The organism is Rhizobium sp. PP-CC-3G-465, assembly GCF_004343445.1.
Classification (GTDB): Bacteria; Pseudomonadota; Alphaproteobacteria; order Rhizobiales; family Rhizobiaceae; genus Ferranicluibacter; species Ferranicluibacter rubi.
In genome coordinates, this window is the sequence record NZ_SLYH01000007.1 from 41,697 (window position 1) to 56,156 (window position 14,460).

At 65.9% G+C, this 14,460-nt stretch carries 14 protein-coding genes; 6 read left to right on the forward strand and 8 right to left on the reverse strand.

What is annotated here, in order from left to right; genetic code table 11:
• The first annotated feature begins 72 nt into the window (after nt 1-72).
• Genes cobG through C8J33_RS20490 form a run of 4 tightly spaced genes read left to right on the forward strand, consistent with a single transcriptional unit; the run spans nt 73 to nt 3,689 of the window.
• Entirely contained in the window at nt 73-1,455 is a 1,383-nt protein-coding gene (gene cobG / locus C8J33_RS20475; protein WP_132665184.1) for a precorrin-3B synthase, read from the forward strand.
• The gene (locus C8J33_RS20480) at nt 1,442-2,074 is read left to right on the forward strand and encodes a precorrin-8X methylmutase (protein WP_132665185.1); all 633 of its coding nucleotides are present in this window, start codon (nt 1,442-1,444) and stop codon (nt 2,072-2,074) included. The genes cobG and C8J33_RS20480 overlap by 14 nt, the downstream gene beginning before the upstream one ends.
• A gap of 8 nt (nt 2,075-2,082) precedes the next feature.
• On the forward strand, nt 2,083-2,928 hold the full coding sequence (locus C8J33_RS20485) for a precorrin-2 C(20)-methyltransferase (RefSeq protein WP_245507227.1): 846 nt from the start codon (nt 2,083-2,085) through the stop codon (nt 2,926-2,928).
• Nucleotides 2,925-3,689: a precorrin-3B C(17)-methyltransferase gene (locus C8J33_RS20490; protein WP_132665186.1), complete on the forward strand. Its 765-nt coding sequence runs from the start codon at nt 2,925-2,927 to the stop codon at nt 3,687-3,689. Before C8J33_RS20485 ends, C8J33_RS20490 begins: the two co-directional genes overlap by 4 nt.
• On the opposite strand, the gene C8J33_RS20495 is transcribed toward C8J33_RS20490, so the two are convergent.
• Nucleotides 3,653-4,417 carry a cobalt-precorrin-6A reductase gene (locus C8J33_RS20495; protein WP_132665187.1) on the reverse strand — a complete coding sequence of 255 codons (765 nt, stop codon included), beginning with the start codon at nt 4,415-4,417 and terminating at the stop codon, nt 3,653-3,655. The two genes, C8J33_RS20490 and C8J33_RS20495, sit on opposite strands and share 37 nt — an antisense overlap.
• Here C8J33_RS20495 and cbiE point away from each other — a divergent pair.
• Both cbiE and cobM read left to right on the forward strand, forming a co-directional pair.
• Nucleotides 4,416-5,717, forward strand: coding sequence for a precorrin-6y C5,15-methyltransferase (decarboxylating) subunit CbiE (cbiE, locus tag C8J33_RS20500; protein ID WP_132665188.1), 1,302 nt, complete (start codon nt 4,416-4,418; stop codon nt 5,715-5,717). The genes C8J33_RS20495 and cbiE overlap by 2 nt on opposite strands.
• Nucleotides 5,714-6,478 carry a precorrin-4 C(11)-methyltransferase gene (cobM, locus tag C8J33_RS20505; protein WP_132665189.1) on the forward strand — a complete coding sequence of 255 codons (765 nt, stop codon included), beginning with the start codon at nt 5,714-5,716 and terminating at the stop codon, nt 6,476-6,478. Before cbiE ends, cobM begins: the two co-directional genes overlap by 4 nt.
• Here cobM and mnhG read toward each other — a convergent pair.
• The 7 genes from mnhG to C8J33_RS20540 all read right to left on the reverse strand — a co-directional run bounded on the left by mnhG (nt 6,475) and on the right by C8J33_RS20540 (nt 14,318).
• On the reverse strand, nt 6,475-6,852 hold the full coding sequence (gene mnhG / locus C8J33_RS20510; protein WP_110730252.1) for a monovalent cation/H(+) antiporter subunit G: 378 nt from the start codon (nt 6,850-6,852) through the stop codon (nt 6,475-6,477). The genes cobM and mnhG overlap by 4 nt on opposite strands.
• The gene (locus C8J33_RS20515; protein WP_110730251.1) at nt 6,849-7,130 is read right to left on the reverse strand and encodes a K+/H+ antiporter subunit F; all 282 of its coding nucleotides are present in this window, start codon (nt 7,128-7,130) and stop codon (nt 6,849-6,851) included. The genes mnhG and C8J33_RS20515 overlap by 4 nt, the downstream gene beginning before the upstream one ends.
• Nucleotides 7,127-7,615, reverse strand: a complete 489-nt coding sequence (locus C8J33_RS20520) for a Na+/H+ antiporter subunit E (protein WP_110730250.1) — start codon at nt 7,613-7,615, stop codon at nt 7,127-7,129. The genes C8J33_RS20515 and C8J33_RS20520 overlap by 4 nt, the downstream gene beginning before the upstream one ends.
• Nucleotides 7,615-9,228 carry a monovalent cation/H+ antiporter subunit D gene (locus tag C8J33_RS20525; protein ID WP_132665190.1) on the reverse strand — a complete coding sequence of 538 codons (1,614 nt, stop codon included), beginning with the start codon at nt 9,226-9,228 and terminating at the stop codon, nt 7,615-7,617. Before C8J33_RS20525 ends, C8J33_RS20520 begins: the two co-directional genes overlap by 1 nt.
• Nucleotides 9,225-9,566, reverse strand: coding sequence for a Na+/H+ antiporter subunit C (locus C8J33_RS20530; protein ID WP_092930522.1), 342 nt, complete (start codon nt 9,564-9,566; stop codon nt 9,225-9,227). Before C8J33_RS20530 ends, C8J33_RS20525 begins: the two co-directional genes overlap by 4 nt.
• Complete coding sequence (locus C8J33_RS20535) at nt 9,566-12,496, reverse strand: monovalent cation/H+ antiporter subunit A (protein WP_132665191.1); 2,931 nt, start codon at nt 12,494-12,496, stop codon at nt 9,566-9,568. Before C8J33_RS20535 ends, C8J33_RS20530 begins: the two co-directional genes overlap by 1 nt.
• A 409-nt stretch (nt 12,497-12,905) precedes the next feature.
• Nucleotides 12,906-14,318 (reverse strand): efflux transporter outer membrane subunit, encoded by a 1,413-nt coding sequence (locus C8J33_RS20540; RefSeq protein WP_132665192.1) that lies wholly within the window; start codon nt 14,316-14,318, stop codon nt 12,906-12,908.
• Between the last annotated feature and the right edge of the window lie 142 nt (nt 14,319-14,460).

A 14,460-nucleotide genomic window follows, 5' to 3' on the forward strand; every position in this document is an offset into this window, starting at 1 on the left:
CCGGGGGATGTGAGCCGGGATTTGCGTGGCCCTTGCCGCATGCTGTATGACGGCTGATCGAAGGGCACCGACATGATGATGGCCGGGACGGCAATGCGCAGGGATAGGACGACGACGGGATCACCATCGGCGCTGCGTCGCGGTGCCTGCCCGACGCTGGCAGCCCCGATGCAGACCGGCGACGGACTGCTTGCGCGGCTGCGGCCGGCCTCCGGTTTCTTCACGGCAGAGGCGTTTCTGGCTCTTCTGGATGCGGCGGACGCGTTCGGCTCGGGCAGGCTGGATATTACCGCGCGAGGCAACCTGCAGATCCGGGGTCTGCGGGCGGAGAGCGTCGCGCCCTTGTCGGCCGCTATTGCCGGTGCAGGCATCATGCCGTGCGAGGGCATTGCCGTGGAAATGCCGCCTCTTGCAGGGCTCGACCCGTCCGAAGGGACCGACCCGCGCCCGCTCGCCCGAAAGCTTGCGGACCGGATCGGCGACAGCGGCCTTCATCTTGCGCCGAAGCTGGCCATCATTGTGGATGGCGGGGGGAGGCTGCATCTCGATGGTGTCGCGGCCGATATCAAGCTTGTGGCGGAAGCCGCCGGCGCCTCGTCGCGCTGGCGTCTGCTCGTTGCAGGGCGGCAGACGGGTCTTGTGGGCACGGCAGACGAGATGATCGAAGCGGCGATGTCCGTCGTTGAGCACATCGCGGCCTGCGGGCCTGCCGCGCGGGCGCGCGATCTTCCGGCGGATCGGCTGCCGTCCAGTTCTTCGTCGCTCGTAAAACGGGACATCGCCATGTCGCCGGTTGGCAGATTTGATCTCGGCGCGCATGTCGTGCTGGGGGTGGCGCCGGCGTTCGGACAAATGGAAGCGCAGGCCGTTCGACAGCTGGTCCTTGCCGCCATGGCCGGGGGCCTGTCCGAGGTGCGGCTCGCGCCCGGCAGAGCGCTTCTCCTCGTCGGTCCTGCCGGCTGTGAAATGTCGGCACTCGCTCTCCTCGCCAAGGCGCTCGGCTTCGTCGTGGACGCCGGCGATCCTGCCCTGCGAATCGATGCCTGCGCCGGTCAACGTGGCTGTGCCTCGGCGCGTATCGACACGCACGCGGTTGCAGGGCACCTGATTGCGCGCGCTCCGGCGCTGATGGACGGCTCGCTCGACCTGCATGTGTCCGGATGTGCCAAGGGTTGCGCCCGGCCGCGTGCTGCGGATCTCACGCTGGTTGCGGCGTTCTGTGACGGCCAGCCGGGGCTCGGCATCGTCGTGGGTGGGCGCGCCGGTGACAGTCCGGTTGCGACAAAGCGGCTGGAAGACGGCGCTTGCGCCATCACGGCGCTTGGCCAATGGGTTGCCGAGACGATAGAGAAGGGCGAATCGGCTGCCGCCTGCCTGAAACGGCTGGGGCCGGCGCGGATCGCCGCCGCCTTCTCAGGGGCTCGCTTCAACGGGATTGACCATGCCGGCTTATGACTACATCCGCGATGGCGACGCCATCTACGAACGCTCCTTCGCCATCATCCGGGCGGAAACCGACCTGTCGCGGTTCTCGCCGGAGGAGGCCGACGTTGCCGTGCGCATGGTGCACGCCTGCGGGCTGGTGGAAGCGGCCCGCGACTTCGTCTTCTCGCCGGGCTTCGTCACGGCGGCGCGCACGGCGCTGGCCGCCGGCGCCCCGATCCTCTGCGATGCCTTCATGGTGGTGAACGGGGTGACGCGCGCGCGGCTGACGGCCGGAAACGACGTGATCTGTACCCTGCGCGAACCGGAAACGCCGGGGCTTGCCCGCGAGATCGGCAATACGCGGTCGGCCGCTGCGCTGCGGCTCTGGGGTGAGCGGATGGGCGGCGCGGTGGTTGCCATCGGCAATGCGCCGACCGCGCTCTTCCATCTCCTGGAAATGCTGCGCGACGGCGCGCCGAAGCCGGCGGCGATCCTCGGCATGCCGGTCGGCTTCGTCGGCGCGGCGGAATCCAAGGATGCCCTTGCCGAACAGTCCTATGGCGTGCCCTTCGCCATCGTCCGCGGCCGGCTCGGCGGCAGCGCCATCACGGCCGCTGCCATCAACGCGCTGGCGAGGCCGGGCCTGTGAGAGTGTCGATGACCGGAGAGATGGAGACGAGTGTCGGCGGCGCAGCCCTTGCGGGCGTGGCGGCCGGACGCCTGATCGGCGTCGGCACCGGGCCGGGCGATCCGGAGTTGCTGACGCTGAAGGCGGTGCGGGCGCTGGCCGAGGCCGATGTGCTCGCCTATTTCGCAAAGGCCGGTCGGCGCGGCAACGGGCGCACCATTCTCGATGGCCTGGGGAAGGCGGACGGCGTTGCCGCCTTGTTTGCGCCGGGGCAGATGGCGGGCATCCTGAAGCCCGGGCGCATCGAGCTGCCGCTCTATTATCCCGTTACCGTCGAGATCGACAAGGAGCACGACGACTACAAGGGCCAGATCACCGGCTTCTACGATGCGTCTGCCGCGAGCGTCGCCGCGCATCTGGATGCCGGGCGGACGGTGGCGATCCTCAGCGAAGGCGATCCGATGTTTTACGGGTCCTACATGCACCTGCATGTGCGGCTGGCAGGGCGCTACGCCGCCGAGGTCGTGCCGGGGGTGACGGCAATGTCCGGCTGCTGGTCGCTCGCCGGCCTGCCGATCGTGCAGGGCGACGACGTGCTGTCGGTCCTGCCGGGCACCATGGACGAGGCCGAACTCTGCCGCCGGCTCGGCGATACGCAGGCGGCGGTGATCATGAAGGTGGGGCGCAACCTGCCAAAAATCCGCCGCGCGCTTGCTGCTTCCGGCAAGCTTGAAAACGCCGTCTATGTCGAGCGCGGCACGATGGCGAATGCGGCGATGACGCCGCTTGCCGACAAGCTGACCGACGAAGCGCCCTATTTCTCGCTGGTGCTCGTGCCCGGCTGGAGCGGCCGCATCATGGACGGCTCCGCATGAGCGGCTGTCTGACCATCGTCGGTACGGGGCCGGGCGATCCGCGTCAGACGACGCCGGAGGCGCTGGAGGCGATCGCAGCGGCCAGCCATTTCTTCGGCTACGGACCCTATCTCGACCGTCTCTCACTGCGCCCAGATCAGGTCCGCGTCGCCTCGGACAATCGCGAAGAACTGGATCGCGCCAAAGCGGCGCTCATGCAGGCTACAGGGGGTGCCGACGTCTGCGTCGTCTCCGGCGGAGATCCGGGCGTATTCGCGATGGCCGCTGCCGTCTGCGAGGCGATCGACCATGGGCCAGCCATCTGGCGCGAGATCGACTTTCGCGTGACGCCCGGCGTGACGGCCATGCTGGCGGTTGCGGCCCGGATCGGCGCCCCGCTCGGGCACGACTTCTGCGCCATTTCGCTCTCGGACAATCTGAAGCCGTGGGAGATCATCACCCGGCGGCTGGCGCTGGTAGCAGAGGCCGGGCTCGTCATCGCGCTCTACAATCCCATCAGCAAGGCGCGGCCGTGGCAACTCGGCGCTGCCTTCGACGTGTTGCGGCCGATCCTGCCGGCCCAAACGCCCGTGATCTTCGGCCGCGCCGCCGGCCGGCCGGACGAGCGGATGCGCGTCATGCCGCTCGCCGAGGCGGATGCGACGGTTGCCGACATGGCAACCTGCGTCATCATCGGCTCGCCGGAAACACGCGTTATCGCCCGGCCCGGCCGTGGCGATCTTGTCTATACGCCGCGTTTCCTGCCCGGAGCGAGCACGTGATCGATGCGGGCGAGCGCCTCCTCCACCGTGCCGACCGTGGGCAGCACAGCCTCGCTCGAGCGTTCGACGAGGATAATGGGTACCTTCAGCGCTCTGGCCGCTGCGATCTTGCCATAGGTGGCACTGCCGCCGCTGTTTTTGGCGACGATGCAGTCGATGCCGTGCTCCACGAGCAAGGCATGTTCTTCGGTTTCACCGAACGGCCCTGTCGCGAGGATGTAACGGACATCCGGCAGGGTGAGGGTCGGATCGACGGGATCGACGCTGCGCACGAGATAGGCATGCTGCGGCGCGGCTTCAAACAGTGCTGCCTCCTGTCGGCCGATCGCAAGGAGCACGCGCCGCGGCGTTTTGCCCAGCGCTGTGACGGCGGCATTTATACTCTCGACACAGGTCCAGAGGTCGCCCGGCTGGCGCTCCCAGGGCGGACGGCGAAGGGCGAAGGCGGGGATGCCGGTTTCGAGGGCAGCCCTCGCGGCATTGTTCGAAATACGGGTCGCAAAGGGATGCGTCGCGTCGATGAGAAGATCGAAGCCTTCGGTTGTCAGCGTCCGCGCGAGGCCCTCGGCGCCGCCGAAGCCGCCGATGCGGGTAGGGACAGGCTGCGCCATCGGCGCGCTCGTTCGGCCGGCAAGGGAGAGCACCACGTCGTGCGCAGTCGTGGCCAAGGCACCGGCCAGCGCGCGGGCTTCCGTGGTGCCGCCGAGAATAAGGATATGATGGCTCATGCGTGACGGCGAAAACGCTTCCCTGACGACGGAACCCTGGCTGACGATCGTCGGCCTTGGAGAAGACGGTCTAGCGGGTCTCGGCGAGGAGGCCAAGCAGGCGATCTCCGCGGCGCGTCTCGTCTTCGGCGGCACGCGGCATCTGGCTCTGGCCGCGCCGCTCATCAGCGGGGAAAGCTGCCCTTGGTCGAGCCCGTTCGAGACCGCCATCGATGTCGTGGTGGCGATGGCCGGCATGCCGGTCGTCGTGCTCGCCTCGGGCGATCCCTTCTTCTTCGGCGTGGGCGTCACCCTGTCGCGCCGCATCTATCCGGCGCAGATGCGCGTCCTGCCTGCGCCCTCGGCCTTCAGTCTTGCGGCAGCGCGGCTCGGTTGGGCGCTGCAGGATGTCGTCTGCCTGTCGCTGCACGGCCGGCCGCTCGATTTGATCCGCCCGCATCTGCACAGGGGAACGCGAATTCTTGCGCTGACATCCGACGGGGACGGGCCGGCGGCCGTTGCCGAACTCATGTGCGACACCGGCTTTGGCGCCTCCACTTTCACCGTGCTCGAAGCGATGGGTGGGCCGCAGGAGCGGGTGAGCCTTCATACGGCGGGCGGGTTCGATCTTGTGGATTGCCATTCCCTCAATGTCTGCGCCATCGAGGTGGTCGCTGGGGCGAATGCGCGGGTTCTTGGCCTGTCGCCGGGGCTTGCCGATGATCTGTTCGAGCATGACGGGCAGATCACCAAGCGGGAGGTTCGGGCGCTGACGCTCTCGGCGTTGTCTCCACGGCGTAGCGAATGGCTTTGGGATATCGGCGCGGGTGCCGGGTCCATCGCGATCGAGTGGATGCTGGCCGATCCATCGCTGCGCGCCGTCGCCATCGAGGCGCATCCGGAGCGGGCGGCACGAATCGGCCGCAATGCGCGTGCCTTCGGCGTGCCGGACCTGCGCGTTGTCGAGGGCTCAGCGCCGCAGTCGCTGGCGGGCCTCGCCGAGTTGTACCGACCCGATGCAATCTTCGTCGGCGGTGGTGGCAGCGAACCGGGTGTCATGGATGCGGCGCTCGCCGCCCTGCGGCCCGGCGGACGGCTGGTCGCGAATGCGGTGACGACGGAGATGGAAGCGGTGCTGCTCGCCGCTCACGCGACCCATGGCGGTAGCCTGACCCGGATCGACATTGCGCGTGCGTCACCTGTGGGCACGATGACGGGCTGGCGCCCGGCTATGCCGGTAACGCAGTGGGCTTGGGCCAAGTCGCTGCAAGACGACACCGGCGAAGACGCACATGGCAGCACGCAGGGAGAGCCGGCATGACCGTTCATTTTATCGGTGCCGGTCCGGGTGCTGCCGATCTCATCACCGTGCGCGGGCGCGATCTGATCGCGGCCTCGCCTGTCTGCCTGTTTGCCGGCTCCATCGTATCGCGCGACCTGCTCGGTTATTGCCCGCCGGGCGCCCGGATCGTGGATACGGCGCCTTTATCGCTGGACGAGATCGAGGCGGAATATGTGCGGGCGGAGGCTGGTGGCGAGGATGTGGCGCGGCTGCATTCCGGCGATCTCTCCGTCTGGAGTGCGGTGGCCGAGCAGGTGCGGCGGCTGGAGGCACATGGTATCGCCTATACGATGACGCCCGGGGTGCCGGCTTTTGCGGCGGCGGCGGCGGCACTTGGGCGTGAACTGACCTTGCCGGCGCTGGCGCAGAGCCTCGTGCTCACGCGGGTTTCCGGTCGTGCCTCGCCCATGCCGAATGCGGAGACGCTGGCCAATTTCGGCGCGACGGGTGCGACGCTCGCCATTCACCTTGCCATTCACGCGCTGCCGCAGATCGTCGCCGAGCTCACCCCGCTCTATGGCGCCGACTGCCCGGTGGCCATCGTCGTCAAGGCGTCGTGGCCGGACGAGCGGGTGGTGCGCGGTACGCTGGAGGATATCGAGGCGCGTGTAGCGGAAAACCCGATCGAGCGGACGGCGCTGATCTTCGTCGGGCGGACGCTCACGGCCGACGGGTTCCGCGAGAGTGCGCTTTACGATGCGGGTTACCAGCGGCGGTTCCGCGGGCGCGACGGGCTTTAGATGTCGATGCCCGGATCGGCCTTGGCCGTTTCCGTCTTGCGCGGGACTTCCGCGCTCTTTTCCGCACGGTCGCGATAGAGCGCGGACTGGCCGAGCAGCATGAGCGTGACCGGCGTCGTGACGATCATGAAGATCACGATGAGGACTTCATGCACGATCCAGCGGTTCTGGAGCACGGCGAAGGCGAGCATCGAGGACATGGCGATCAGCAGGACACCGCCGCTGGTGCAGAGCGTCGGCGCGTGCAGGCGCTCGTAGAAGCTCGGGAAGCGGACGAGCCCGATGGCGCCGGCCAGCGTGATGGCGGCGCCCGACAGCAGGAGCAGGCAGACGGGGATGGCGGCCCAGACCGGCAGATCGACCAGAAATGTCATTCGATCACCTCGCCGCGCATCAGGAACTTGGCAAAGGCGATCGTCGAAACGAAGCCTAGCATGGCGATCGTCAGAGCGGCTTCGAAATAGAGCACGTTGGCCGTGCGGATGCCGAACGTCAGAAGCAGCAGCATGCCGGTGATGTAGACCGTATCGAGCCCGAGAATGCGATCCTGCGCTCGTGGCCCCTTGGCGACGCGGTAGAGCGCGCAGATCATGGCAAGGCCGATCATGATCTGCGAGATCAGTACCGACCAGATGATGAGAAGTTCGGTCATTCGAAGATCTCCTTGAGAAGCCGCTCGTAACGGTTGGTGACGATGGACTGCCAGTCCTTGCCGTCGGCCGTGTCGAGCACGTGAATGAGGAGCATGCGGGTCTGGCGGTCATATTCGAGCCAGGCGGTGCCGGGCGTGGTCGTGAGGATGCATGCGAGCAGCGCGAGGGCGTTGTCGTCCTTCAGCGTCAGTTCCAGCATCACGAAGGCCGACTGGACGGGCGGCTTGCGACGCGACAGGACGGCGCCGAGAACGGCGACGTTGGATTGCGCGATATCCTTGATCACGGTGCCTGCCAGACGGAGCGCGGCGCCCGGCCGGCGCAGGCGCGATTTGCTCGGCTCCAGATTGACCATGGCCCAGGAAAGGGACACGGACAGGATGGTGCCCAGCACGATCTGTCCCGGGGACACCGACTGGTTGACGAGCAGCCAGAAGCCGAGAAGCAGGAGCGACAGAAGCGGATAGGGGAACCAGTAGCGCATCACGACCCCCCGTGGGAAACGACCGGCACGGCATCGCGCACGCTGCCGATGTAGATCTGCGGCTGCGACAGGACCGTTGCCGTATCCTGAAGATAGCGCAGCGCGTGGCCGGACTGAAGCGTGAGGAAACCGCAGGCGGCGAGCAGCACGAGCACGGGCGTGATCTCGATCAGCCGGACGCGGGGCACGGTGCCCTCGATCGAATTCCAGAAGGTGCGGATGCCGACCCGGTTGAGCGCGATCAGCGCTGCAAGGCCCGAGAGGATGAGCAGTGCCACGAAGGTCCACTGCGCCGCCGTGATGGGGGCGTTTTCGCCGAGGCTCGCAAACAGTCCGTGAAGGATCGCGAACTTGGCGACGAAGCCCGACAGGGGCGGCAGGCCCGCCATCAGCATGGTGCAGGCGACGAAGCAGATGCCGAGCACCGCCATGGTGCCGGGCACCGCTGCGCCGACTTCCTTCTCGGCCTCGTCGTCATCGCCGTCGCCATAGGCCTCCATCGTGACCGCGAGAACGTCGGCCCCCGCGTCTCTGGCGCGCTCCACGAGGTCGATGAGCAGGAAGAAGGCGCAGATGCCGAGCGTGGACGAGATCAGGTAGAACAGTGTGCCGGGAATGACGCCGGTGATGCCGAGGCCGATAGCGGCCATCAGCGATCCGGACGAGATCAGCACGTAGTAGCTCGCAAGCCGGCCCATCGCCTGCGACGCCATGACGCCGATCGTGCCGAAGGTGACGGTGAGCAGGCCGCCATAGAGGAGGACGCCCTGTCCGAAGCCCGCGGACGTGCCGGCCTCATTGCCGAAGAGAAGGAGCGACAGGCGAAGCAGGATATAAACGCCGACCTTGGTGAGGATGGCGAACATCGCCGCGACGGGTGGCGTTGCCGCCGAATAGGCCTGCGGCAGCCAGAAGCCGAGCGGCCACATACCCGCTTTCACGAGAAATGCGACGCCGAGAACGGCAGCGCCGGCCTCCAGCAGCATGCGGTTCTCGGCACTCAGATCCGGAATCCGCAGAGCGAGATCGGCCATGTTGAGTGTGCCGGATGCCCCGTAGATCAGGCTGACGCCGATGAGGAACAGCGACGACGCGGCGAGATTGATGGCGATGTAATGCAGGCCCGCTTTGACGCGCACGGGGCCGGATCCGTGCAGCATGAGTCCATAGGACGCGGCCAGCATGATCTCGAAAAAGACGAACAGGTTGAACAGGTCGCCCGTGAGAAACGCGCCGTTGACCCCGACCAGCATGAACTGGAACAGCGTGTGGAAGTGGGGGCCGGCCTTGTGCCAGCGGGCCATGGAGAACATCTGGGCGCAGAGCGCCATCAGCGTCGTCAGCGTGATCATCATCGCCGAAAGGCGATCGACGACGAGGACGATGCCGTAGGGAGCAGCCCAGTTGCCGAGCTGATAGACGAGCGAGCCGTTGTCCTGCGCCGTGGCGGAGGCGATCATCAGGGCCGTGCCGGTGAGCAGCAACACGAGCGTCGCACCGAAGCTCAAGCTACCTTTCAATATTCGCCGGCGCTCGTCGATCGGGATCAGAGCCGCAGCGGTGACGAAGGGCAGGAGGATCGGCAGGATGATCAGGTGTCCGAGCCAGTTCATCGCTCTTCCCTCCCGTCCACATGGTCGTTGCCGGTAAAGCCGCGCGAGGCGAGCAGGACCACGAGGAAGAGCGCCGTCATGGCAAAGCCGATGACGATGGCGGTGAGCACCAGCGCCTGCGGCAGCGGATCGGTATGGGTGAGGAAACCGCCGGCGACGCCTTTTTCGAGCACCGGCGGCGCGTTGAGCCGCAGGCGCCCCATGCCGAAGATGAAGAGGTTGACCGCATAGGACAGCAGCGCCAGCCCGACGACGACCTGATAGGTTCGCGGACGGAAGAGGAGCCAGATGCCCGAGCCCGCGAAGACGCCGATGCCGGCGGACAAAACGAGTTCCATCAGCTCCTCTCCTTTCCGGACAGTTTGACGCTGCGCATATGCGCGCGCGGCGAGCGGACGGACTGGTGGGCGAGCGCGATGAGGATCAGCACGGTGGCGCCGGTCACGAGCGAGAAGACGCCGAGATCGAACAGGATGGCGCTTGCGAGTGGCATCTCGCCGATCAGCGGCAGGTCCGCATAGCGCGAATGCGTGGTGAGGAAGGGATAGCCGAACATCCAGGATCCGAGCCCCGTGGCGGTGGAAACCAGAAGGCCGACGCTGATCCAGCGTAGCGGATGGATGCGCAGCCGCTCCTCCACCCAGCGCGTGCCGCTGCTCATATACTGCAGGATGAAGCCAATGGAGAGTGCGATGCCCGCCGCAAAGCCGCCGCCCGGCAGGTCGTGACCGCGGAAGAACAGGAAGGCCGCGAACATGCCGATGACGGGGAAGAGCCAGCGCATGATGACCGAGGGGATGTGCAGATATTCGGCCACGCTCTCGCCTGTTTCGCGCTCGGGATGACGCGCATCGAACGCATTCTGGACACGCTGCTGTTCCGGACGCTCGAGGCTTTCGGCGGCCGGTCGGAAGCGCAGCAGCAGCGAGAACACGGTGAGCGCGACGATGGCGAGAACCGCGATTTCACCGAACGTATCGAACCCGCGGAAGTCGACGAGGATCACGTTGACCACATTGGTACCGCCGCCTTCGGAATAGGCACGTTCCAGGAAGTAGCTGGAGATCGTCTCCGGCATCGGCCGCGTCATAACCGTGTAGGAGATCAGCATCAGTCCGACCCCGGCGGTGACCGCGACCACGAGATCGCGAAGGCGGCGCATGCGCACGCCGACGGACATGGCGGCGGCGTCGCCCTTCTCGAAGCGCTTGGGAAGCCAGCGCAGGCCGAGGAGAATGAGAACCGTCGTGACGATTTCGACCAGAAGCTGGGTGACGGCCAAATCTGGTGCCGACAGCCAGACGAAGGTGATGCAGGTGACGAGGCCCGCGCCGCCGAGAAGAACGAGGGCCGCGAGACGGTGGAACTTCGCCTGGTAGGCCGCGCCGACGGCGCAGCCCATGCCGATCAGCCAAAGAATCGCGAAGACCGGATCTATGCCGCGGAAAGCGAAGTCGGTGGGCTGGAAGCGACCCCACAGAAGGGGTGCGGCCGTTGCGACGATGGCTGCGAAGATAAGGATGCGCATCTGCGGCTGGAGACGCCGCGTGCCGGCCTTCATTTCCACCATGCGTGCCCATTTCCAGGAGATGGTGACGAGGATGCGCTCGAAGATGCGCTGGCCCTGCAGCCTGCGGAAATAGGGCGGGCCCTCGACGCTGGTGGCAAGGTAGGGCCGCATGACGACATAGAGCAGGATGCCGGCCACGAGCGCGAAGAGGCTCATGAAAAAGGGCAGGTTCCACCCGTGCCAGACGGCAAGGCTGTAGACCGGCGTTGCGTCGCGCAGCACGGAAACCACGGCCGTGTGCAGCAGCGGTCCGATGGTGAGGCTCGGCACGATGCCGATCACGAGGCAGGCGAGCACGAGGAAGCCGATCGGCGCGATCATCCAGGGCGGTGGCTCGTGCGGCTCGCTCGGCAGGTCGTGCGGCTTCGGGCCGAAGAAGACGGTGTAGATGAAGCGGAGCGAATAGGTGACGGCAAAGAGGCTTGCCAGCGTCGCCACATAGGGCGTCAGCGTGTCGAGAAGGTTGACCCGGTGCGTCTCGATGGCTTCTGCAAAGAACATTTCCTTGGAGAGGAAGCCGTTGAGGAGCGGCACGCCCGCCATGGAGGCGCTCGCGACCATGGCGAGCGTGGCGGTTATCGGCATGTATCGAAACAGCCCGCTGAGGCGCCGCATGTCGCGCGTTCCGGTCTCGTGATCAATGATGCCCGCGGCCATGAACAGCGATGCCTTGAAGGTCGCGTGGTTCATGGTGTGGAAGATCGCGGCAACGGCCGCCAGCGGACTGCCGAGGCTGAGGAGAACGGTGATGAGACCGAGATGGCTGATGGTGGAGTAGGCGAGCAGGCCCTTGAGGTCCTGCTGGAAGATGGCGAAGTAGGCACTGAGCAGCAGCGTCGAGAGGCCGGCAAGGCCGACCAGCCAGAACCAGGCATCGGTGCCCGCCATGACCGGCCAGAACCGGGTGAGAAGGAAGACGCCGGCCTTGACCAGCGTGGCTGAATGGAGAAAAGCGGAGACAGGCGTGGGGGCCGCCATGGCCTGCGGCAGCCAGAAGTGGAACGGAAACTGCGCGCTCTTGGTCAAAGCACCGACGAGCACCAGAACGAGGATCGGCACATAGAGCGGATGGTCGCGGATCGTATCGCCGGAGGCCAGCACCACGTCGAGATCATAGCTGCCGACGACATGGCCGACGAGCAGCAGGCCGACGAAAAGGCAGAGCCCGCCGGTGCCCGTGACGGTCAGCGCCATGCGTGCGCCGTCTCGCGCATTGGCATTGTGATACCAGTAGCCGATCAGCAGGAAGGAGATGATGCTGGTCAGCTCCCAGAAGATCGACAGGAGGATGAGATTGCCCGAGAGCACGAGGCCGAGCATGGCGCCCATGAAGGCGAGGAACATCGAGAAGAAGCGCGGAACCGGATCTTCCGCCGACATGTAGTAGCGCGCATAGACCACGACCAGCAGCGCGATGGCGCTGATCAGGGCCGAAAATAGCCAGGAGAAGCCATCCATGCGCAGCGTAAAATTCAGGCCGAACTGCGGAATCCAGGCGATATCGGTGCGCAGCACGCTGCCTTCGATCACGAAGACATAGAGCGAGGTGGTGATCGCCAGACACAGGAAGGCGATCGTGCCCGAAAGCCAGGCGGCCAGCGTGCTTCGGTCGCTCGGCAGGCTGATGGCGATGAGGCTTCCCACGAACGGCGTGAGCACGAGCAACAGCAACAGGGTTTGCGCGATCTCTATGGTCATTTCCCCAGTTTGATCGTTACGATGTCAGCTTCCTCGTGCCGGCCTCTGCGCGATGCAGCGGCGGACGAAGCCTTCGGGGCCGGGTGGCATGAAGGGTCGGCGCGAGCGAACGCCGCGCGACACGCCGGAAATTTATGCCGGTATTCCGCCGCGATGCCAACCCGCGAAAGTGGCAAATAGACGCCCCTCGTCGTTTTTCCAGTTTGTCTTATAAACATCATGCGGTGTTTTCGGCGGGCGGGAGCCCTGCCTAACGTTTCGTGGCCGGGAGAGCCAAGGAAACATTGCGTTACCCATTCGTGATGGGCGACAGGAGGCCGGCCTGAAGATGGCGAGCGCTGCCCGGAATGCAAAACGCACCGGAGAAAGCATCTCCGGTGCGTTTTCACGTTGGTCTTGTTGCCGTCGCTTACTTCGTCGCGACTTCGATGCCCGAGCCACCGCCGAGGGCGACGTTGAGGGCGACATAGTTGGCGGCCAGGCTGCGGATGGCGGCTGCGAGCTGGATACGGCTGTTGGACAGCGTGCGTTCCGCATCGAGCACGTCGAGCAGCGAGGTTGCACCGCCGCGATAGCTTTCGCGGGCAAGGCCGAGAGCCTGTTCCGAGGAGGCAACGACCCGGCGCAGGGCGGACACCGTCTCATAGTTCTTGCGCAGCGCGATCATCGCGTTCTCGACTTCCTCGATGCCGTTGAGGACGGTCTGCTTCCAGACGAGATACTGCTCCTGTGCGACGGAGCGTTGCGCTTCGACATTGGCACGCAGGCGGCCGCCGTTGAAGATCGGTACGTCGAGCGTCGGGCCGAAGGACCAGCTCGTCAGGTTGCCCGTGACGGCATTGCCGAAGGTGCGGCCGGCGTTGATCGAGCCGCTGAGCGATAGGCTCGGATAGAGCTGCGCTTCGGCCACGCCGATGCTGGCGGTTGCGGCGGCCAGCTGCCGCTCGGCAACGCGGATGTCGGGACGGTTGCGCACGAGATCGGCGGGAACGCCGACCTTGGTGTTGAACTTCGGCCAGGGCTGCGCCTTGCCGCGTGTCAGCTCGGCAGTGATGGAGGTGGCGGGAAGGCCGAGCAGCGTTGCGATGTGGTTCGCCGCCTGGTGGAAGCCGGTCTCATAGGCCGGAAGTTCGGCGAGCGTCGAGTTCACGAGACCTTCGGCCTGCACGACATCAAGGCTCGATGCGGCGCCGGCGCTGCGGATGTCGTTGGTCAGCTTCAGAGTCTCGCGCCGCGACGACAGGCTCAGCCTGGCAAGGGCCAGAGCTTCCTGATTGTAGCGGGCGTCGATGTAGGACGTCACGAGATCCGAGAGATAGGCGAGACGGGCGACGTTGATGTTGTTGTACGCGGCATCGAGCGACGCGTTGGCGCTTTCGCGAGCACGGCGGTACTGGCCGAAGAGATCGAGCAGCCAGGAGGCGCCGAGGCCGCTATCGAGCGACTTGGTCTCGGTGTGGCTGGCGCCGGAGGTCTTCTGAAGGTACGAGCCATCGGAGCCCTGCAAGTTGCCGGAACCGCTGCCATTCAGCGCGGGAAGGCCATCGGCACCTGCGATCACGACGTTGGCCCGCGCCTGGACGATGCGTTCGATCGACTGCTGGACATCAAGGTTCTGGTTCATGCCCTGGGCCACGAGAGCGTCAAGCTTCTTGTCGTGGAAACTCTGCCACCAGGGGTTCAGGGTCACGTTGGCTGCGGGGGCATCGGCCTTGGAAAATTTGGCTGGCAGGTTGTCGGACGGCGTCTGGTAATCCGGACCCACCACGCAGCCGGACAGCAGGAGCATGCTCATGGGAAGGAGCGCTTGAGCAATCTTCATAAGGGTCCCCATCCGGCAAACGATGCGCCGGTAACGAATGATTCACAATTGGTCTTTAGCATGTTCACCATCCGAAGCGAGGAAACAATCCAAAAGCTGAGGGCCTTCCGCATTATTGTCTGAAAGTGTTCCCCGCATGCCA